Here is a 19,273-nt window from a genome sequence, read left to right as displayed (position 1 = left end):
TCAATCGACGACAGCCGTGCTGGAGCGCGCGACGACGTAGTCGGCCATCTTGCCGACCGTCGTGAAGTTGTCGACGATCAATTCCTCATCAGGAATAGACACGGAGAATCGGCCCTCCAGCCACACCAGCAATTCCAGCACGCCGAGAGAATCGAACGCCGCAAAGTCGCGGAGGTCTCTGTCCTCGGTCAATTCGTCAACTGGGGTGTCGGGTAGCAGTTCCCGCAGACGCGCAACTACGGCGTTGACGACTTCCTCGTGTTCGGCCATGTGCATCTCCATTCCTCCGGGCCGGGCGTGGTGTCCCGGCCCTTTTGGCGCTTCACCGGACGACCTTGTCGGTGCAGCGTTCTGGCAGGTGAAGCCAGTCATCGGGGACGCTGCGGCACGCGGCGACCGGGGGCTGCGTCGAGTGACGCGAGCGCTTCCGCGAAATGCTGTGCCGTTCGGCCCGACCTTCGCGGTTATACGGCGGCGAGCCTGTCCTGCAAACCCCGTTGACAGAGAATGGCCCGCGCTCGGGCCATCCGAACTACAGCTAACACGACGGTTTCCGATCGATCAAGCCTCATGCTGAGATTGGCGGTGTTGACTTTGCTGTGGCGATCGTGTTCGATCAAGACATCGATCCGGCGCCATGCTGAACGGGTTGACACCTCAACGGGGGAGGTGCGTCATGTCCGCTGTCATTCGATCCGCCTACGCCGCCGCGTCGCAGCGCCGCGGAGATCGGCGGCCGTCCGCCCGGTGAGGCGTCGTCACTCGCCCGCCCGTCGTTCCCGACGGTGGCTACCGCCCGTCGCAACGGCTTTCAGCTGCCGCAATGGCTTTCAGTCTGGGGGTAGTCCACCATGCGCATCCTCGGTCTCGGGGGATCCCATCACGACTTCTGCGCCTGCCTCGTCCAGGACGGCAGGGCGATCTCGGCGATCGAGGAGGAGCGCCTGACCCGGGTGAAGCTCGCCTTCGGCCTCGGTCCGCGCCTGCAGCGGTGCCTCGCCGCCGACTACGTCCTCGGCGAGGGGGGCATACGTCCCGACGAGGTCGATCTGATCATCGCGAACGACTTCATCAACCGGGTCTACACGCTCAGGTTCGGCGACCGGGTCCACTGGATCGGTCATCATCTGTCCCACGCCGCGAGCACCTTCTACACGTCGCCGTTCGAACAGGCTGCCGTCCTGGTCATGGACGGGCGCGGCTCCGAGGTCGGCACCGCGCAGCAGCGGCGGGGCGAGACGATAACCCACTACACGGGCGACGCGGCGGGCCTGCACATGGTGCACGCCGTCAACGGGCGGGTCGCGGCGGCCGCCCGGCGGCTCGACGACGAGTACGAGGACTCGGTCGGTGGAATGTACGAGGCGGTCTCCAAGGCGATCGGCTTCCACACGGTCGGTGGCATGGGTGCCCCCGGCAAGACCATGGGCCTGGCCCCGTACGGCAGCCCCCGCTACGTCGAGGACGTGGCAGCCCGTTACCGGTTGGCGGACGGGGAGTTCCGGCAGAGCACCGCCGAGCGCGACGCGCTGTGCTCCCTGATCAAGGCGGAGCTGGCGCGTGCCGGTGACGGGCCGGGCACCGACGAGATCCGTGCCGACTTCGCCTTCGCCGTCCAGGCGAACACCGAACGGATCGTGCTGGAGCTCGTTCGCTGGCTGCATCGCCGTACCGGTCTGCGCACACTGTGCCTGGCCGGTGGCGTGGCGCTCAACAGCGTGGCGAACTTCAAGATCCTGCAGGACACGCCGATCGAGGAGATTCACATCGTTCCCGCGGCCGGTGACCACGGCACCGCGCTGGGCGCCGCGCTCCACGGCCACTACGGGGTGGCGGGCAATCCCTGGACACCGGCCCCGACGCCGTTCTCGCCTTACCTCGGCCGCGAGTACGACGACGCCGACGTCAAGGGCGCCCTGGCTCCCCACGCCGAGCGGATACGCGTCGAACGACCCGACGACGTGCTCCACCGGACAGCGCAGGCCCTGGCCCGCGGCGAGGTCGTCGGCTGGTTCCAGGGCCGGTCGGAGATTGGCCCCCGCGCCCTGGGGAACCGCAGCATCCTCGCCGACCCGCGGAACCCCGACATGAAGGACCGCATCAACGCCAAGGTCAAACACCGCGAGCCGTTCCGCCCGTTCGCCCCGGTCGTGCCGCTGGACCGGCAGGCCGACTGGTTCGAGTCGGCGGTCCCCGCCCGGTACATGCTGTTGGTGCCCCAGGTCCGGGCTGATCGCCGCCAGTGCATCCCGGCCGTCACGCACGTGGACGGCTCGGCACGCCTGCAGAGCGTCGTGGCGGACCTCAACCCCCGGCTGTACGGCCTGCTGGGGGCGTTCGAGCGGCTCACCGGCGTGCCGGTGCTGCTCAACACCTCGTTCAACGACAACGAGGAACCCATCGTGGAGACCCCGGCGGATGCCGTGCGCTGCTTCCTCAGCACGGACCTCGACATGCTGGTGCTGGGTGACACGGTCATCACAAAGGATCACAACCGGTGATCGCCGACGCCGGGGCGGACCGGCCACCCGTCGTCCTGCTCTGCGGTGGCCTCGGCCTGCGGCAACGCGCTGACGGCGACGACATGCCCAAGCCGCTGCGTCCGCTGCCCGACGGTCGCGCGCTGCTGCTGCACGTCCTGGACTACTACCGCCGCTTCGACCTCCACGAGTTCGTGCTCTGCGTGGGATACGGCGCCGACCGGATCCGGGCCCTGCTCGCCGCCTACTTCAGCACGCCGGAGGGCGACCTGGTCACCGGCCCGGGGTGGCAACGGTTCACCGCCGACGGCTTGCAGGTCACGCTAGTCGACGGTGGGCCGTACGCGGAGAAGAGCGACCGCCTGCTCGCGTCCCTGCCGCACATCGGGCCGCGACCCTTCCTCCTCGGCTACGGAGACGTGCTGTCCGACCTCGACCTCGACCTGCTGCTGCGCACACACCGCGCCGCGGGCGGCGTCCTGACGTTGGTCGCGACACGGGTGCGGTCGCCATACGGCGAGCTGCACATCGACGGAGGCACTGCCGTCACCTCGTTCGTCGAGAAGCCGATGCGGTCGTCGCTGATCTCCGCCGGCTACTTCATGTGTGAGCCGAGCCTGTTCGCGATGCTGTCACCCGGCGAGCCCCTGGAGGACTCCGTCCTGCCGCGACTGGTGGCACGAGGACGGGTGCACGCGGTAGTGCACGACGGGCTGTGGCTGCCGTTCGACACGTACAAGGACTTCATTGACGCGAGTCTGATGATCGAGGAGAACGGATTCCCGTGGTTGACACCAGCCTGACCACGGCGGCCACGCCTGCCGCCTTTCCATGGCGGGACCAGCAGGTCCTGGTCACCGGGCACAGCGGTTTCGTCGGCTCCTGGCTCAGCGCGGCGCTCTGCCGCCTAGGCGCCAGGGTCACCGGCTTTGGCCTCGACGCGGACCGGCACACGAAGGCCCGCGCCCACGACCTCGCGGCGCTGGGCGCCAAGTGCGTCGTCGGTGACATCCGGGACTTCGCCGCCGTCGACGACGTGATGGCCACGGCCGACTTCGACGCGGTGTTCCACCTCGCGGCTCAGCCGCTGGTCCCCGTTGGCCAGCGTGACCCGCACGGCACCCTGACCACCAACATCCTCGGATCGGTGAACGTGCTGGAGGCGGCGCGACGCAAGCGGGCGGGCGTGGTCGTACACGTCACGTCGGACAAGTGCTACCGCAACCGCGGATGGATCTGGCCGTACCGGGAGGCTGACGAGCTGGGCGGCGGTTGCCCGTACAGCGTGTCGAAGGCGGCCGCCGAACTGGTCTTCGAGGCGTACCACGAGGCGGGACGCCGTACGCCCGACAGTCGGCCACGGACCGCGTCCACCCGATTCGGCAACGTCATCGGGGGCGGTGATCACGCCGCCAGCCGGCTCGTCCCGGACACGATGGCGGCGCTCCGGGCGGGCATCCCCGTCGAGTTGCGGAACCCGGACGCCGTACGCCCCTGGCAGCACGTGTTGGACGTGGTGCACGGACTTCTACGGCTCGCCGAGCGCCTGTCCGACGGTCGGGTCGGCTCCGGCGAGGTCTTCAACTTCGCCCCACCGGGTGACGGCGCGTCCGTCGAGGCGCTGGTGCGCGCCCTCGGTGCCGCGTGGCACGGCGGCCAGGGATCGTTGCCCGTGGTGCTGCGCCGCGACGACAGGATCGTCGAGGACACCGTGCTGCGTCTCGACGGGCGTAAGGCGGCTGCGGCTCTCGACTGGCGGCACCACTTCGACATCCACACCGCGTCCGCCGCGATCGTGGCATGGCAGCGCGGCGTCGACGCCGGCCGGTCGCCCATCGCGGCGACCACGAAGCAGATCGACGAATTTCTTGGCGCCGCGGGTTACCCGCGGCTTGAGCGGAACGGGATCGCATGAGCAGCATCGGCACGCGGCGCGCCCTCGTCTTCTCCCGCGAGTACCCGCCCGTCACGGTCGGCGGCACCAGCACCGTCGCACGCAGCCTCGCGGTCGGTCTGGTCGCCGAGGGCTGGGACGTCGCGGTGCTGTCGTCCCAGCCGGGCGGGGAGGACGTTCGTGACCGGATCCAGGGCGTTGACGTGCTCCGGGTCGGAACCGGCACGGTCTACAACGCAGACACCGGCCTGGCCGACGACAGCCTGCGGGCGCACCGCCGGCTGTTCACCGCCGCCGAGCAGCTGTGCGCGGAGTTCGGCATGCCGGACCTGGTCGCGCTGCCGGATCTGTTCTGCTTCCCGGAGGCGGCGCTGTTCAGCCGCCGGCACCGCCGGCCCCTGCTGAACATCCTGTTGCAGGACTTCCGGGCGATCACCCCGTACGACCGGGACGCGCACCGGGTGACCAACGGGGTGACCGCGTCTCGGACTCACCTGCTGGAGCTCGAGGAGAAGTCGCTGGCCGAGAGCGCTTACACGGTCTTCATCAGCCACGCGCTGTCGGATGCGATCACCGGCTACTACCCCCACCTGGAGACGCGACACGAGGTGGTGCATCTCGGCATAGACACGGTGGAGATCGCCGCGGTGGCGGACGATCCGCAATGGCCGCAGGCCCGGGCCGAGCTGCTGGCTGGTGTCCCCGGCGCGCCGCTTCTGGTCGCCTGCGGAAGGCTCGTGCCGGTCAAGGGCTTCGCACAACTACTGGCCGCGCTGGCCCACCCCGTTCTCGCGCCCGTGGCGGGCTCCGAATCGCCTCCGCCGCGCCTGGTGCTGATCGGCGTGGGCCCTGAGGAGGCGCATCTACGCCGGCTCGCGGCCACCTTGGGAGTGTCCGATCGGGTGTCGTTCCTCGGCGACGTGCCCCGCCGTGAGGCGCTCGGTTGGATGTCGGTGGCGGATGTGGCCGTGGTGCCGAGCCTGTGGGAGTCCTTCTGCTACGTGTGCGCCGAGATGATGGCCTTCGGGCGCCCGGTGGTGGCCACGGCGGTCGACTCGCTGTACGAGCTGATCCCGGATGACCGGTACGGCTATCCGGTCCCGGTCCAGGGCCCGTCCGGGGATCGCCGTCTCGACCCGGCGGTACTCGCCGCCGTCCTGCGGGACGCGCTCGCCGATCCCGAAGGGCGACGCCGGCGTGGTGAACAGGCTCGGAACCGGGTCATGGAGCGCTTCACCAATGACCGCTTCGCCCGTGGCATCGCGACACTCGGCGCGCGGCTGACGGCCGGTGCCCATGCTTGACCAGAGGGAGGGCGCCGGCCGGGGTGCGACGTCGGAGACCGTGGCCGGACTCTGCGCCGCGGTGCCGCTGGTCGACGCCCGGTGCGCCCGGCTGGCGAAGATCATGCAATTGACGCGGGCCCTGCCGGCCGGCAGCCTGGGCGTGCTGGACGACCTGACGGGCCGGATCGCCGCCATCCGGGCCGAGCCTACGTCCGGCGCTCTTCCCGCGATCGTCAGCGTCCTCGCCGGCGATCACGGGGTCGCGGTGCACGGCACGTCCGCCTACGAGCACGGGTTCACCGGGCGCGTCCTGCGGCTGATCGCCAGCGGGCGGGCACCGGTGAACATCCTCGCCGCGCAGGTCCCGGCACGCGTGGAGTACGCGGACGTCGGCCTCGTCGAACCGGTCGGCGACCCCCGGTACCGGGTGGCTGCCGGCACCGCCGACCTGAGCCGGCAGGACGCAATGACCGGGGAGCAGGCGCACCGGGCCGTGCTGACCGGCGCGCGGTACGCCGCCGAACGGCTGGCCGACCGGCCCCTGCTGGGCATCGGCGAGATCGGCGTGGGCAACACCACCGCCGCCACGGCGCTGGCCGCCCGGCTGCTCGGCGTACCACCCACCGATCTGGTCGGACCGGGTTCGGGAGTGGGGCCGGCGGTTGTCCAAAGCAAACGCACTCTCATCGAGGCGGCGCTGGACCGGATCGGCCGACTGCCTGACGACCCCATCCGGATACTCGCGGCCGTCGGAGGACTGGAGATCGCCGCGAATGTCGGCGTCATCCTCGCCGCGGCGGCCAACCGTCAGGTGATCGTCTTCGATGGCACCATCACGGCGGTCTCGGCGCTCACCGCGGTGCGGCTCTGCCCCGCGGTGGCCGGCTATCTGATTCCCGCCCACTGCTCCACCGAGCCCGTCCATAGGCACCTACTCGAGGCGCTCGGCCAGCCACCACTGCTGGATCTGGGAATGCGTCTCGGCATGGCGTCCGGAGCGGCCCTGGCGCTGTCCCTGGTCAATGGCGCTCTCGCGGTCGCGCACCTGACCCCGGAAGCTCGTGCGGTCGACCTGGCGGTCCCCCGAGGAAGGGAGAGCCGATGAGCGGCACACCCGGCGCGAGCCGGTTCGCCGGCGGAGTCATATTCGACCTGGACGGCACCCTGGTGGACTCCTGGGCTCTGCACCGGGACTGCCTGAGGGCGGTCGCCGTCAACGTACACGGAATCCCCGCCAGTGCCGCCGAGATCGCCGCCGCCCAGCGGCCGACCGACCGGGCCACCCTCGCGGCCCTGGTCGGGCCCGACCACCTCGCCGAGGCCGAGCTGATCTATCGCCGGGTTCTCCGGGAGCGCCTCACCACCACGGCGGTGGCGCCCATGCCGTACGCGGCCGAGGCGGTTCGGCGACTGCGCCGCGACGGCAGACCCGTTGGCGTCTGCACCGGCCGCTCACGATCCGACGCCGAAGCCCTCATCCGCGCGAGCGGGCTGACCGTCGACGTGACCGTCGCCCGGGAGGACGCCGCCCGTCCCAAGCCGGCGGCGGACGGCCTCACCCTCGCCATGGCGAGACTGGGGCTGACCGCCGACCGGACGGTGTACGTGGGCGACACCGCCGCTGACGCGTCACAGGGGGCCGGGGCCGGGGCACGCACCCTCGTGCTGTCCCGCCTGCCGGCCGCGCACGGCGCCGAGTGGCTCCGCAGCCTGGCCGACCTGCCGGCCGCACTCGATGGGAGGAGCCGATGAACGCCACCATCCTGGCAGCGGTGCGCGAGGCCGGCGTGCCCACCTCGCCGGCGATCGTGACCGACAGCGGGTCTTGGACCTTTCAGGAGTTGTGCGACGCCGCCGAGCGGCTCGCCGGTGAACTCGCGGAACGCCATGACACGGCCCGCCCGTTGGCCGTGCGGCTGGCCGACCCGGTCGCGGCGACCGTTACGGTGCTCGCCAGCGACGCAGCCGGGATTCCCCTCATCCACTGCGATCCGGCTACGGCCGCGAGCTTCGCCGCCGCGACGGTCGGGGACCGGCGAACCACTCGCGGAGCATCGTCCGGGCTCGGCGCGCAGCCGGTGCCGCTCCGGTCCGGTGTACCGGGCATGACGCTGCTGCCACCGCCGGTCGACGGGTCTGGCATACCCGCCGCGCCGCCGCGCAGCACCCAGACGTTCCTCACCTCCGGCTCCACCGGCCGTCCGGTCGGCGTGGTCCGCACCGCCGCGGCGATCCTCGCCGACGCCCGCCGGGTGGCGGCGTTCCTGGCGTACGGGGCTGACGCGCCCGTGGTGGTGGCCGCACCGCTGTTCCACGCGTACGGCTTTAACTATGGTCTGGTCGGACCGATGCTGGCGGGGGCGCCGGTCCGGCACTGTCCGGCCCGGTCGGTGCCGTCCCAGCTGGCGCGGGTGGTACGCGCCGTTCAGGCTCGCACGCTCATCGCGCTGCCGTTCCACTACGGGCTCCTCGCGGACGCGCTCGGCCAGTCGGCCGCCCACGCGGGTGGCACGCGGGCGGAACCGGCGAGCGCCCTCGCCGGCCTGGTCCGCGCGGTCTCCGCCGGTGGCCCGCTGCCGCCCGGCGCCCCCGGTCGGATCGCCCGGCAGGCAGCCTTCCAGCTCTACAACTGCTACGGATCCTCGGAGGCGGGTGCCGTCACCCTCAACATGGTCACCGGCGCGGAAGCGGACGGTGAGATCGGCACCCCGCTGCCGGGCGTGTCCCTGCGGACGACCGAGCCGGTGGATCCGACGCTACCGGGTGAGTTGCTGCTGCGCAGCGAGTCGCTCGCAGTCGGGCGGCTCGGGCCGGACGGTGGGTTGGTTCCTCTGCCCACCCGGGACGGCTGGTACGCCACCGGAGACCTCGCCCGGCCGTCCACCGGCGGCGGCGTTCGCCTGGCCGGCCGCCTCGACGCCGTCATCAACGTCGGGGGCAGGACCGTCAGCCTCGTCGACATCGAACACGTCCTCCGGGCGCACCCCGGCGTCGCCGACGCGCACGTGCAGGCCGAGGACGACGGACTGCGCGGGCAGGTACCAGCGGCTCGGGTGGTCCTGCGGAGTGCCGCCGAGTTGGGGCAGGTGCTGCGCTGGTGCCGGGACCGGCTCGAACCGCACCAGATGCCACGACGTATCGAGGCGGTCACGGTCCTGCCCCGCTCGGCCACCGGAAAGGTCCTCGCAGGTCACGGAGGGCCGGCGCCGGCCATGGAGGTGTCGCGATGAGAGCGCAGCACGCCGCGGCGCCGCTGGCGGAACGGGTCGACCTGGTGGGGATGCTCCTGCTGACCTCGGACGGCACGCTCACCCCGATGCTCGAACGAGTGGTGGGGGAGCGGATCGTCACTTCTCAACTGGTGCGTACGGAGACCGCCGCCGACTCGGCCGAGGCCGCGTTGCTGACACCGGTCGAGGGTGATCGGCCTGTGTCCCGGACGACCCGGCTGGTCGGTGCCAGCAGCAAGCGTGTCTACCTGCTGGCCCGGTCGGTCATCCAGCCGGGACTACTGCCTCCGAGTTTGCGGGCGGAGCTGTCCATGACGGACGTGCCGATCGGGCGGCTGCTCCGCCGGCACCGCGTCGAGACGTTCCGTGAGCTGCTCTCGCTGCACGTGTACGACGACGCGGACCATCGTACGGACATCGATCCGGAGGGCGGGCACCAGGTCGCCGCGCACCGCCGTTACCGGATGTGGACCGGCGGATCAGCCGCCCTTCTGATCGACGAGTACTTCACGCCGGCGGGTGTGCACGACAGGTCGCCGCAGGCCCTGGACGAGGACGGCCTGCCGTCCGAGAAAGAAGGAGACCCGACCAGATGTTGACACCGACCGCTCCGGAAGCCGGTACACCCAGCGCGGGCGCCGACCCGCTGTGGGAACTGCTCATTCCGCCCAGCCGGCACGGTCGGCACGACCGTACCGCGGTCGAGGCCGCGGGAACCCAGATCCTGTTCGCGGACGGCGTCTGGCGACTCTGCGCCACCAGCGGGCTCTGGAACGCCAACCTGGGGTACGGGAACACCGTCATCGCGGACGCGGTGGCCGAGGCACTGCGGACCGCCTCGTATCTGACGCTCTTCCGCTCCGGGCACACCTGGGCGGTCGCCGCCGCCCGGGCGCTGCTGCGGGTGGCCGGTCCGGACCGCTTCGCGCGGGTGCTGTTCTCCACCTCGGGCAGCGCGGCCAACGACATGGTGATGAAGCTCGCGCGGCAGTACTGGGCCCTGCGCCGGCAGTTCGGCCGTCGCGTCGTCGTCGGCCTGCGCGGCAGCTACCACGGCCTGACCTACGGTAGCCACGGCCTGACCGGGATGGCCCTCGGGCAACGTTACTACGGTGTCGACCAGAGCCTCATCCGGCACGTCGACCACGTCGACGACGGCGCGGAACTGGCCGATCTGCTGAGCCGTGAGGGTGACCGGGTCGCCGCCGTCGTCGTCGAACCGGTCCTCGGCACCGGAGCTGCCGCGCTCTCTGATCGGATGATCGCCGAGCTAGGGCGCCTGCGCCAGGAGTACGGGTTCCTGCTGGTGGCCGACGAGGTGGCGACCGGCTTCGGCCGGACCGGACCGTACTTCGCCTCGCAGCGGTGGACCACCGCACCCGACGTACTGGTGGCCTCCAAGGGCATGACAAACGGCACCTGCGCCGCCGCGGCGGTGCTCGTCTCGTCCGAGGTGTGGGGCGCGTTCGCCCGCTCGGACGCCGCGTTGACACACGCCGAGACCCAGGCCGGCACGCCCCCGACCTGCGCCGCGATCGTCGCCACCATCGCCGAGATGGACCGGCTCGGGGCGCTGGAACGCGGTGCGGACACGGCGCGGCACCTCGACCTGCTCATCGCCGACATCGTCGGGCACCCGTTGGTCACCGGCGACGACGGCCGGGGCTGCTTCCGAGCGCTGCGGCTCGGACGTGACGGCGAAGCGCTGTCCGACGCGGAGGTGGCGCTGGTCGGTGACGAGATCCGTGACGCCGGTGCTCTGGTGTCACTCGGGCCGAGCTGCGTGCAGTTGGCCCCGGCGCTCGTCTACCGCGATGAGGACGCGGCGCGGCTCGGCGCCGCGGTGCGTGCCGGGCTCGACCGGGCGGCCGACCGACTCGCCGGGAAGCGCGTGGTGCGGGCATGACCACCTCCACCAAGCTGGTGTTTCCGCTCCGACGGCACGACCCGCACCGCCCACCACCCGAGTACCGTGAGGGCGGCGCCGAGCTGCGCCGGTGCGCTCTCGCGTACGGCGGGGAGAGCTGGCTGGTCACCGGACACCGTACGGCGCGGACGATTCTCGCGGATAGCGCCACGTTCAGCTCCGACCCGCGCCGTCCCGGCTTCCCGGCTTTCCCGCTCACGTCGAAGCGGCCGGTGCCGGGCCACTTCCTCGCGATGGACCCCCCCGCGCACACCCGGCTACGCAGGCTTGTCGCAGCTGAGTTCAGCGCGGGGCGCATCGACGCCCGCCGGCCCCAGATCACCGACGCGGTCGGGGAGCTGGTACGCCAGTTCGCAGCCGGTCCCCGCCCTGCCGACCTGGTCGCGGCCGTGGCCGTCCCGCTGCCAGCGATGACCGCCTCCGAGATGCTGGGAACGCCGCTGGGCGACCGCGAGTTCTTCATGACCTGTGCCAGGGACCTTCAGGTGCACGATGCGACGGTGGCGCAGCGGGTGGCCGCGGCCGGCCGGATGACGCGATACCTGGAGGGCCTCATCAGCCGGAAGCGGCGCGATCCGGGCGACGACGTGCTGAGCCGGCTCGCGGCCGAGCTGGACCGGGATCCCAGTCTTTCACTGGCCGAACTGGTCGGCGTGGTCAATCTGGTCATCGTGGCGGGCCTTGAGACCACAGCGGGCCTGGTGTCGCTGGCGACACTGTCGCTGCTCACCGATCCGGCCCAGTTCGCGCTGGTCCGTTCCAATCCGGTGCGCTGGGCCCGGCCGGCCGTGGTCGAGGCGTTGCGGTTTTGGACGGTGGTGCAGCACGGAGTGGCCCGCGTCGCGACCCGCGATGTGACGGTGGCTGGCCGGTTGATCCACGCCGGAGACGCGGTGATCGTGAGCCTGGCCAGCGCCAACCGCGATCCCGCCGTCTATCCGGAGGCCGACAGGTTCGACATCACCCGGGACGCTCGGCAGCAGATCGCCTTCGGTCATGGGGTACACCGCTGTCTCGGCAGTTTCGTGGCCGAGGTGCAGGCGGAACTCACTATTACCGAGCTGGTCTCGCGGCTGCCCGGGCTGCGCCTGGATGAGGCCCCGGACCGCCTGACCTTCCTCGACGACATGCTTGTCTACGGCCTGCGCGAACTGCCGGTCGACTGGTGACAGACCGACGGGCAAGCCCGCCGGCGCAGAACGAATGGAGTCATCGATGACAGATCTGTCCGCGGTCGCCGCCTCCAGGACGCATCCCGTGACACTCGTAAACGGATACGTGCCAGTGATCGATCTCGGCCTTGACCACCACGATGCGACCGATCGTCGGCAGGCCGTGGCCGAGGCGGTCGGCGCCGCCTGCCGCACAAGCGGATTCTTCGTGGTAGTCGGACACGGCGTTTCCGAGCACACGATCAGCCGGATGTACGAGGTGTGCCGGGCGTTCTTCGCTCAGCCGGCAGAGCTCAAGGACGAGGTCCGTAACGACCCACGAGATCCGCTGCAGCGGGGCTTCGGCCGCTATCCCGCCCTAGAGATGTTCTGTGCGACCCGGCTGGGCGAGGATGCTCCGGCCGACACACCGCCGGACGCGCCGGGCGCGCTGGAAGGGCCGAACCGATGGCCGGCGCTGCCCGGCTTTCGGGAGGCGTACTGGGCCTACTACATGGCCGTGGAGGGTCTCGCCCTTGAGCTGATGCGGCTGGTCGCGCTGGCGCTGGGCCTGCCGTCGGACTGGTTCGACGACAAGTTCGACCGGCACATGACACCGTTGGCGGTCAACTACTACCTGCCCCGGGACACCCCGCCCCGGCCCGGCGAGGTCCGCAACGACCCGCACACCGACTTCGGCACCGTGACCGTTCTCTATCAGGATGACGCCCCTGGAGGGCTGCAGGTCCGCGACGAGGCCGGGAACTGGCTCGACGTACCGCCCATCCCCGGATCATTCGTGATCAACTTGGGTCGCCTCATGACGATGTGGACGAACGACCGCTGGACCAGCACGGTGCACCAGGTCGTCTACCCGCCCGCCGCCCAGGCGCACCTGGACCGGATCTCCATCGCCTTCTTCCACCAGCCCAATCCTGACGCGGTGGTGAGCTGCATCCCGACGTGCACGAGCGCCGACGACCCACCGCACCACCGGCCGGTGACCTCCGGCGAGTTCTTCCTGGTCCGGTCGCGCCGCGCCTACGTACGCCGTAGCCTCCAGCAGAACCCCGACCGGCTGGCGTCCCGGAGCCACGCGGCCGGCTCATCCGGGGGCAGTGGCGCCGGCACGGGCGCCGGCTGAGGACCGACTGATCATGTCCTTCGGCATCCTTGCCATCGACCACGCGCTCGGTGAGCCACGGTCCGTCGCCGACGACGCAGCTGCGTACGTCGGTGCGGACGCGGACGTCGCCGCCTGGGGGTACCAGACCTTCTACCGCGCGCCGGACGGCGTCGGCGTCACCGACCTGGCAGCGCAAGCCGGCCAGGCCGCACTGGACCGTGCGGGAATATCCGCTGCCGACGTTGACCTGGTGCTGCTGGCGATGGCCGATGTCGCGGAGTACCTGTACTGGGACCCCGCCGCAGCCACCCAGGCCAAGTTGGGGGCGTTGCGTGCGGAGGCGTTCCTGGTCAATCAGGCCTGCAGTAGCGGAGTGGCGGCGTTCGACGTCGTGGCGGGCAAGTTCGCCACCCATCCCGACCACCGGGTGGCCCTGCTGGTGAGCGCGAACCGGGTCTGCGAGTCGTACTGGAACAGGATGGACTCCAGCGCGGCGATTACCTCCGACGGCGCGGCCGCGGCGGTGCTGGTACGCGACCACGACGCCTACAGGTGGCTGACCACGGAAGTGGTGTCGGACGGCCGGTACGCCGACTTCTGCCGACTTCCCACCGGCGGCGCGGCGCGCCCCTTCACCTCGGCGGCCGATGTGCCAGAGCAGATCGGCAATCCGGCGACGCTCATGAACCGGTTCCTCGGCGGCGACCGCCTGGCAATGATCCGTTACCTGCGCCACGACCGTGCCTGCAGCCGGACGGTGGTGGAGCGGGCATGCGACCGCACCGGGATCCATCTCGCCGACATCCGGTACGTGCTGCACCTCAACGGCACGAGCAAGGGCCTTCAGGACTACGCGGAGCAGATCGGCATTCCGCTGGAGCGGACCAATCACCGGCTCGCCCGGCGATACGGGCACTTCGGCAGCGCCGACCAGATCTTCACACTTGGACGACTGCGCGACGAGGGTGCGCTGCACCCGGGTGACATCGTCGCGTTGACCAGCACCGGTAACGGCATGCACTGGGCCTGCACGTTGCTGCGCGTATGACAACGATCCCGCGGCCACGGCCGGGTCCAGCCGGATCCTGCCGTGATCGGGGTCGGCGAGGCAGGGCCTGGCCGAGTGGACCAAGGAGACATCGATGGATTTCAGCCTCTTCTACTTCGCGGACGGCGGGCTCAGCACCGCCGAGGCGTACCGGCTACTGATCGAGGGTGCCCGCTTCGCCGACCGCCACGGCTTCACCGCGGTGTGGACCCCGGAACGCCACTTCCATCAGTTCGGTGGTTCGTACCCCAACCCCGCCGTGACAGCGGGCGCACTGTCCGCGATCACCGAACGGATCGGGATCCGCGCCGGCAGCGTCGTCGCACCACTGCACCACCCGCTGCGGATCGCTGAGGACTGGGCGGTGGTGGACAACCTGTCCGGCGGGCGCGCCGGGCTCTCGCTCGCATCCGGATGGCACCCACACGACTTCGTGTTCCGACCGGAGGCGTACGCGGACCGTCGTGATCTGACGATCCAGGTGATCGACACCCTGCGCGGGCTTTGGCACGGCGAGCCGTACTCGGGCGACGACGTCCCAGGCGATGCGGTCCTGCGGGTACACCCCCGACCCGTGCAGGACCCCATTCCGCTGTGGCTCACCAGCGGCGGCGCGACCGACACCTTCGAGGCGGCCGGCAAGTCGGGAGTCGGGGTGCTGACACACCTCATGTCACAGTCGGTCGACGAGCTGGCCGGAAAGGTGGCCGCCTACCGCACTGCCTACGCCGCCTCCGGGAGGCCCGGTCGCGGGCATGTCGTCCTCATGCTCCACACCTACCTCGACCACGACCTCGACGCCGCGCACCAGGTCGTCAGCGAGCCGCTGCAGCGCTATCTCGTCAGCGCGCTCGACCTGAGCCGTAACTCCGGCGGTCGTGGTGCGGCCGCCCGGCCCGCACCGACCCCTGCCGCCGCGCGGCTCGGCGTCCGCGCGGCGTACGAGCGTTACTTGCACCGTGACGGCCTCTTCGGTTCGGTCGGCCACGCCCGGGACATCGTCGAACGGGTCGCCGGCGCGGATGTGGACGAGATCGCCGCACTGGTCGATTTCGGCGTGCCGGTCGACGCGGCGCTGATCGGCCTACGGCCACTCGCTCAGCTGCGCGAGGCGTGCCGGTAGCGGGCGCCCGACCCGGGCGGCGGTACTCCCCGGGGCGGGCGCCGGTCCGCTCACGGGCGGACGGCCGTCACGACGTCGACCGTGACGCTCATCGGTAGGACGCCTCCTGGATCCGATAGAGCTCAGCGTACTTGCCGCCTAGGGCGATCAGTTCGTCGTGGGAGCCGGCCTCGAGCATCCGCGAGCCGTCGAGGACGATGATCAGATCCGCCATCCGCACCGTCGAGAAGCGGTGTGACACCAACACGGTGATCCGGCCGGAGTCCCGCCCGCCGGGGGCCCGGGCTGCGGCGGCGTATCGCTCGAAGAGTTCGTGTTCGGTCTCGGCGTCCAAGGCCGCGGTGGGCTCGTCCAGGATGAGCAGCAGCGGATCGTCCCGCATGAAACCACGCGCCAGCGCCAGCTTTTGCCACTGACCGAAGGAGAGCTCGGTGCCGTCCGTCCAGGTACTGCCCAGCTGAGTGTCGAAGCCGTCACGGAGCTGCCGCACCACGTCTCCGGCGCCCGCCCGCTCCACCGCCCGTTCGAGGGCGGGCCGCTCTTCGATGCGGCCGACGTCACCGAGTCCGATCGTGCGACCGGCGCGTAGCTCGAACCGGACGAAATCCTGGAACGCCCCGGCGATGCGCTCCCTCCAACCGGTGGCGGGCAGATCAACCAGATCCACACCGTCCACGGTGATGCGACCCGAGGTCGGGTCGTAGAGCCGGCACAGCAGCTTGACCAGGGTGGTCTTGCCGGCGCCGTTCTCGCCGACGATCGCGACGACGCTACCGGCAGAGAGGTCGACGGTCACCTCCTCCAACACCGGTTTCTTTGTGCCGGGGTAACAGAACGTCACCCCTTCGAGCCGGATGCCCCCGCGCAGTCGGCCGGGCACCGGCAGGTTACGGCTGGCGGCTCGGGAGACGGCGAAGTTTTCCAGCCAGGTCAGGCGGCGCGAGGCATCCAACCAGATGCTGCGGAAGTAGTGCGACTCGGTGACGGTGTCACCCACGTACTGCGAGAGCCGGCTACCGGCGGCCAGGACGAGCGTGACGGAGGCCGCACGTGTCGCGGGCGTCCCGTCGTCGTACGCGGCGTAGGCGACGCTGCCCACGAAGGCCGCGCCGAAGAGCGCCCAGGCGCCGACCTGGAACCAGGTGCTGATCCAGCGGGCCCGAGCCAGCGGCCGGTAGGCCCGCCACCATGCCTGCCACCACCCCTGCCGCAGCCGCTCCGCCATCCGGGTCACCCGTATCTCTTTGCCGGGAGAAGCGGTCGACCCCAGCACGAACCAGTGCCTAGCCAGCCGCCGGTCGGGGGCACCTGCCTGTTCGGCGTGGGTCTCGGCGGCGGCGCGGCGGACCGAGACCAGAACGGTCGGAACCGCGAAGACCACGAGCAGGCCCAGAACCGGGCTTACCGAGATCAGCAGGCCCACGGTCAGCACCAGGCGGATCACCGCACCGACGGTCACGAACAGTGACCGGTAGAGCTGACTCAGTGCGCCACCGTGCTCGCGCAGAACCCACAGCAGGTCGACGTAGTCCGGACGTTCCTGGTGTTCGACGGTGACCACCGAGGACTGAAGGCGGGCGACGTACGACTCGATCTCGACGGCCGCGCGCTCGGCGAAGACCAGGTTGACCCGCTCGCTCGCGACGTTGAGCAGCCAACTTCCCGCGGCCAGGGCGGCCAGCAGCAGCCCGACCGTCATGATGTTCCGTTCCCCGCCCGCGAGCACGGCCTTCGTCAGTTCGGCGAAGCCGAGGGCGAACAGGGCATCCGGCACGGCCGCGGCCACGGTGGTGCCGGCGCTGACCACCAGCAGCAGCGGTTCCGCTCGGTATCCCAGGCGCAGTGCGCGCCACACCGCCGTGAACGACGACGGCAACTCAGGAGTGGACGCGCTCATCAGACTCCTCCCCGACCGACTCGAAGCGAGACGCCTGCAGGTCGAACATCGTGCGGTACCGGCCGCCGGCCGCCATCAGCGTGTCGTGGTCGCCCAGTTCGGCCACCCGGCCGTCGTCGAGCACGCAGATCAGGTCGGCATGCCGGACCGTCGAGAACCGGTGCGAGATCAGCACCGTGGTGCATCCCCGGGTCGAGGCGAGCAGGTGTTCGAAGATCTCAGCCTCACCCCGTACATCGAGCTGCGCCGTCGGTTCGTCGAGGATCACCAGGCCGGCGCCGTCACCCACCGCCTTCAGCAGCCGGGCGAGCGCCACGCGCTGCCACTGGCCGCCGGACAGGTCGACGCCGCCGTCGTAGCCGGCCGCGAGCACGGTGTCCAGGCCGGCGATCCCGTCGGCGCCGGCCCGCCCCAGGGCATCGCGGACCGCTGGGTCGTCCGCGTCGCCAACCGGGGCGACGTTGTCGCGCAGCGGCAGTTCGTAGCGGATGTAGTCCTGGAAGATCGCGGTGATCCGGCCACGCCAGGAGGTCAGGTCCAGTTCGCGCAGGTCCACGCCGTCCACCTCGACGGCGCCCTCGGTGGGATCGTAGAGCCGGCAGAGCAGCTTCATGAGGGTGGTCTTACCGGCGCCGTTCGCACCCACGACTGCGATCGAGGAGCCGGCCGGTATGAACAGGTCGAGGCCGTCCAGCACGGGGCGGCCGTCGGACGCGTACGCGAAACCGACGTTCCGCAGGCGGATCCCCGTCGCCGGCATCCCCGTCGCCGGCCGGTCACCGTCGGGCAGCCGCCCCGCCTCCACCATCGCCGGCCGGAGCCGGGACACTGCGGCCGCCCCCGCCGCGGCATGGGGCAGTGCCCAGTTCAGGCCGCCGAACGCCAATGCGCTGGCACCGATGCCGGCCTGGGCGAACGTCACCACCGCCCCTAGGCCGACCGCGCCAGCGGCGGCATCCCTGGCCAAGGCGACGAAGAAGGCGGCATTCGCAACCAGCAGCAGGCCGATCGCCGCAACCAGCTGACCAGGGCGAATCCTCGTGTCCCGCCAGCGCACCTCGACTAGGTGCCGGCGGGCATCCCGGAAGCGCGTCACGATCCAGTCGGTGAGCCCGAAGAGCCGGACCTCCTTGGCCGCCGGTACGTCCATGGCCAGGCGGTAGGAGTACTCCGCCACCCTCTGCGCCTCGCGCACCTCACCCGTCGTGCGGTCCCAGGCAGTGGAACGGCGGAGCAGCCAGTGGGTGGCGCCCCAGGCGCCGCCCACCAGGAGCGGCGCCCACCACCGGTATGCCGCGAGAACGACTAGCTGACCGACACCCGCGACCAGCAGTGCCAGGCCGCCGGCGATGAAGCCCATGGCCAGGGACATCGGCGGGCCAGTTTGCCCCAGTTCGAAATCGCGCGCCATCGTGAGGTCATCGGTCAGCTCGGGCGACTCCAGATGAGCCAGGCCGGCCGGCCCGGTGGTGGCCTGGAGCAACTCGTCGTTGAGTGACGCCGTCAGCCGGTCGCCGAGGTTGGCGCCCACCTGGGTCTGCACCGGCGCGATCGCCTGCATGAGGACGAACAGCGCGCCGACCCCGACCAGCACCACGCTGACCTGGCCACCCCGCTGCACTGCGGCCACGAGCGCGCCGACGGCAACGGCGAAGAGACCCGGCAGGGCGCCACGGAGGATGATCACCGCCCACCACGAGACGGCCAGCACCGGGCTGGCCTTGAAGACGGCTCGGGCGAGGGCCCATTCGTCCCGCCCCCGTATGGCTTTCTTCACGATGCGGCCCCTCCTTGCCGCCAGGCGTTCCCGCCCGCGGGCTGGCTGTGGTGTGCGACGATCGTTTGCGATGGCCCGACTTGCGGTCGCGGCACCTGGCGAAATGCAGCACTAACGGCATCAGTCACATCTGCGGGACTGCAGCGCGGATCACTGCAGAAATAACGGCGCTGCGATGAATTAAAATATCATGGCTGATCATGGCTGTCAAACGCGCTTCGCGATTATCCAGCAGTGTCGGTCATGGTCTGGTGTCAGCCGCCTCCGTTGTCTAGGCTCGTATCGGTCGGCGTCTTCGTTCCTGACGTCGGCCGTACAAGACGTACGGGGAATC

At 70.7% G+C, this 19,273-nt stretch carries 17 protein-coding genes; 13 read left to right on the top strand and 4 right to left on the bottom strand.

Annotation, left to right across the window (positions count from 1 at the left end; all coding sequences use genetic code 11):
• The gene (locus ABIH81_RS04950) at nucleotides 1–270 is read right to left on the bottom strand and encodes a phosphopantetheine-binding protein (RefSeq protein WP_349879220.1); all 270 of its coding nucleotides are present in this window, start codon (nucleotides 268–270) and stop codon (nucleotides 1–3) included.
• Between the two features lie 581 nt (nucleotides 271–851).
• Between ABIH81_RS04950 and ABIH81_RS04945 the strand changes: the two genes are divergently transcribed.
• The 10 genes from ABIH81_RS04945 (at nucleotide 852) to ABIH81_RS04900 (ending at nucleotide 11,986) form a co-directional block, all read left to right on the top strand.
• Complete coding sequence (locus ABIH81_RS04945; RefSeq protein ID WP_349879219.1) at nucleotides 852–2,501, top strand: carbamoyltransferase C-terminal domain-containing protein; 1,650 nt, start codon at nucleotides 852–854, stop codon at nucleotides 2,499–2,501.
• Nucleotides 2,498–3,283, top strand: a complete 786-nt coding sequence (locus tag ABIH81_RS04940) for a sugar phosphate nucleotidyltransferase (protein WP_349879218.1) — start codon at nucleotides 2,498–2,500, stop codon at nucleotides 3,281–3,283. The genes ABIH81_RS04945 and ABIH81_RS04940 overlap by 4 nt, the downstream gene beginning before the upstream one ends.
• Nucleotides 3,265–4,395: a CDP-glucose 4,6-dehydratase gene (gene rfbG / locus ABIH81_RS04935; protein WP_349879217.1), complete on the top strand. Its 1,131-nt coding sequence runs from the start codon at nucleotides 3,265–3,267 to the stop codon at nucleotides 4,393–4,395. Before ABIH81_RS04940 ends, rfbG begins: the two co-directional genes overlap by 19 nt.
• Nucleotides 4,392–5,678: a glycosyltransferase family 4 protein gene (locus tag ABIH81_RS04930; RefSeq protein WP_349879216.1), complete on the top strand. Its 1,287-nt coding sequence runs from the start codon at nucleotides 4,392–4,394 to the stop codon at nucleotides 5,676–5,678. The genes rfbG and ABIH81_RS04930 overlap by 4 nt, the downstream gene beginning before the upstream one ends.
• Complete coding sequence (locus ABIH81_RS04925; protein WP_349879215.1) at nucleotides 5,671–6,765, top strand: nicotinate-nucleotide--dimethylbenzimidazole phosphoribosyltransferase; 1,095 nt, start codon at nucleotides 5,671–5,673, stop codon at nucleotides 6,763–6,765. The genes ABIH81_RS04930 and ABIH81_RS04925 overlap by 8 nt, the downstream gene beginning before the upstream one ends.
• Nucleotides 6,762–7,412, top strand: a complete 651-nt coding sequence (locus ABIH81_RS04920) for an HAD family phosphatase (protein ID WP_349879214.1) — start codon at nucleotides 6,762–6,764, stop codon at nucleotides 7,410–7,412. Before ABIH81_RS04925 ends, ABIH81_RS04920 begins: the two co-directional genes overlap by 4 nt.
• A complete protein-coding gene (locus ABIH81_RS04915; RefSeq protein WP_349879213.1) occupies nucleotides 7,409–8,890 on the top strand; it encodes a fatty acid--CoA ligase family protein in 1,482 nt (493 codons plus the stop codon). Before ABIH81_RS04920 ends, ABIH81_RS04915 begins: the two co-directional genes overlap by 4 nt.
• Nucleotides 8,887–9,489, top strand: a complete 603-nt coding sequence (locus ABIH81_RS04910; protein ID WP_349879212.1) for a chorismate pyruvate-lyase family protein — start codon at nucleotides 8,887–8,889, stop codon at nucleotides 9,487–9,489. The genes ABIH81_RS04915 and ABIH81_RS04910 overlap by 4 nt, the downstream gene beginning before the upstream one ends.
• Complete coding sequence (mpaD, locus tag ABIH81_RS04905; RefSeq protein ID WP_349879211.1) at nucleotides 9,483–10,796, top strand: daptide-type RiPP biosynthesis aminotransferase; 1,314 nt, start codon at nucleotides 9,483–9,485, stop codon at nucleotides 10,794–10,796. Before ABIH81_RS04910 ends, mpaD begins: the two co-directional genes overlap by 7 nt.
• Nucleotides 10,797–11,029: 233 nt before the next feature.
• Nucleotides 11,030–11,986, top strand: coding sequence for a cytochrome P450 (locus ABIH81_RS04900; RefSeq protein WP_349879210.1), 957 nt, complete (start codon nucleotides 11,030–11,032; stop codon nucleotides 11,984–11,986).
• 40 nt (nucleotides 11,987–12,026) lie between these two features.
• On the opposite strand, the gene ABIH81_RS04895 is transcribed toward ABIH81_RS04900, so the two are convergent.
• A complete protein-coding gene (locus ABIH81_RS04895; protein ID WP_349881285.1) occupies nucleotides 12,027–12,212 on the bottom strand; it encodes a hypothetical protein in 186 nt (61 codons plus the stop codon).
• Here ABIH81_RS04895 and ABIH81_RS04890 point away from each other — a divergent pair.
• From ABIH81_RS04890 to ABIH81_RS04880, 3 genes are all read left to right on the top strand, one after another.
• Nucleotides 12,153–13,112: a 2OG-Fe(II) oxygenase family protein gene (locus ABIH81_RS04890; RefSeq protein ID WP_349879209.1), complete on the top strand. Its 960-nt coding sequence runs from the start codon at nucleotides 12,153–12,155 to the stop codon at nucleotides 13,110–13,112. The two genes, ABIH81_RS04895 and ABIH81_RS04890, sit on opposite strands and share 60 nt — an antisense overlap.
• 13 nt (nucleotides 13,113–13,125) lie before the next feature.
• Nucleotides 13,126–14,142, top strand: a complete 1,017-nt coding sequence (locus tag ABIH81_RS04885; protein ID WP_349879208.1) for a 3-oxoacyl-[acyl-carrier-protein] synthase III C-terminal domain-containing protein — start codon at nucleotides 13,126–13,128, stop codon at nucleotides 14,140–14,142.
• 94 nt (nucleotides 14,143–14,236) lie between these two features.
• Nucleotides 14,237–15,265 carry a MupA/Atu3671 family FMN-dependent luciferase-like monooxygenase gene (locus ABIH81_RS04880; RefSeq protein ID WP_349879207.1) on the top strand — a complete coding sequence of 343 codons (1,029 nt, stop codon included), beginning with the start codon at nucleotides 14,237–14,239 and terminating at the stop codon, nucleotides 15,263–15,265.
• Between the two features lie 88 nt (nucleotides 15,266–15,353).
• Here the strand turns inward: ABIH81_RS04880 and ABIH81_RS04875 are convergent, their stop codons facing one another.
• Complete coding sequence (locus ABIH81_RS04875; RefSeq protein WP_349879206.1) at nucleotides 15,354–17,162, bottom strand: ABC transporter ATP-binding protein; 1,809 nt, start codon at nucleotides 17,160–17,162, stop codon at nucleotides 15,354–15,356.
• Nucleotides 17,143–18,939, bottom strand: coding sequence for an ABC transporter ATP-binding protein (locus tag ABIH81_RS04870; protein WP_349879205.1), 1,797 nt, complete (start codon nucleotides 18,937–18,939; stop codon nucleotides 17,143–17,145). The genes ABIH81_RS04875 and ABIH81_RS04870 overlap by 20 nt, the downstream gene beginning before the upstream one ends.
• Nucleotides 18,940–19,273 lie beyond the last annotated feature (334 nt).

This window comes from Micromonospora sp. HUAS YX12 (genome assembly GCF_040215685.1).
Classification (GTDB): Bacteria; Actinomycetota; Actinomycetes; order Mycobacteriales; family Micromonosporaceae; genus Micromonospora; species Micromonospora tulbaghiae.
The sequence above is the reverse complement of the archived record's forward strand: the minus strand, read 5'-3'. Positions and strand labels throughout refer to the sequence as shown.

Excerpts from the sequence above, each read along its gene's own strand:
- ABIH81_RS04915 (WP_349879213.1), top strand. The coding sequence starts at position 7,409 with ATGAACGCCACCATCCTGGCAGCGGTGCGCGAGGCCGGCGTGCCCACC.
- ABIH81_RS04910 (WP_349879212.1), top strand. The coding sequence starts at position 8,887 with ATGAGAGCGCAGCACGCCGCGGCGCCGCTGGCGGAACGGGTCGACCTG.
- ABIH81_RS04875 (WP_349879206.1), bottom strand. The coding sequence starts at position 17,162 with ATGAGCGCGTCCACTCCTGAGTTGCCGTCGTCGTTCACGGCGGTGTGG.
- ABIH81_RS04950 (WP_349879220.1), bottom strand. The coding sequence starts at position 270 with ATGGCCGAACACGAGGAAGTCGTCAACGCCGTAGTTGCGCGTCTGCGG.
- ABIH81_RS04930 (WP_349879216.1), top strand. The coding sequence starts at position 4,392 with ATGAGCAGCATCGGCACGCGGCGCGCCCTCGTCTTCTCCCGCGAGTAC.
- ABIH81_RS04920 (WP_349879214.1), top strand. The coding sequence starts at position 6,762 with ATGAGCGGCACACCCGGCGCGAGCCGGTTCGCCGGCGGAGTCATATTC.
- ABIH81_RS04885 (WP_349879208.1), top strand. The coding sequence starts at position 13,126 with ATGTCCTTCGGCATCCTTGCCATCGACCACGCGCTCGGTGAGCCACGG.
- mpaD (WP_349879211.1), top strand. The coding sequence starts at position 9,483 with ATGTTGACACCGACCGCTCCGGAAGCCGGTACACCCAGCGCGGGCGCC.
- ABIH81_RS04880 (WP_349879207.1), top strand. The coding sequence starts at position 14,237 with ATGGATTTCAGCCTCTTCTACTTCGCGGACGGCGGGCTCAGCACCGCC.
- ABIH81_RS04945 (WP_349879219.1), top strand. The coding sequence starts at position 852 with ATGCGCATCCTCGGTCTCGGGGGATCCCATCACGACTTCTGCGCCTGC.
- ABIH81_RS04925 (WP_349879215.1), top strand. The coding sequence starts at position 5,671 with ATGCTTGACCAGAGGGAGGGCGCCGGCCGGGGTGCGACGTCGGAGACC.